Origin of the sequence: Schumannella sp. 10F1B-5-1 (genome assembly GCF_006517535.1) — a bacterium.
Taxonomy (GTDB): Bacteria; Actinomycetota; Actinomycetes; order Actinomycetales; family Microbacteriaceae; genus Schumannella.
On the sequence record NZ_VHQH01000264.1, the window covers coordinates 1 to 291 of the forward strand.

The 291-nt window shown below is 67.7% G+C and carries 1 protein-coding gene; it reads right to left on the reverse strand.

The features are described 5' to 3' along the window. On the reverse strand, window positions 1-291 hold a 291-nt coding region (locus FJ658_RS15645; RefSeq protein WP_141146249.1), incomplete at both ends, for an AI-2E family transporter.

The window sequence follows — 291 nt, forward strand, 5'->3', positions numbered from 1 at the left end:
GCACCCAGCAGCCCGAGCAGCGTGCCGCCGATGAGCGCCCCGATGAGCACGAGCGATCCGGGGATCTCGATCGCCTTGCCGACGATGCGCGGCGTGAACACGTAAGCCTCGACCTGCATGTAGACGAGCAGCAGGATGAGGGTCACGAGCCCGGCCGTCGGCGAGGTGAAGAACGCGACCGTGGTGGCGATGATCGCCGAGATCACCGAACCCACCAACGGGATGAAGGTGATCGGCAGGGCGATGGCGGCCAGGAGTCCGGCGTAGCGCACCCCCACCGAGGTCAGCACG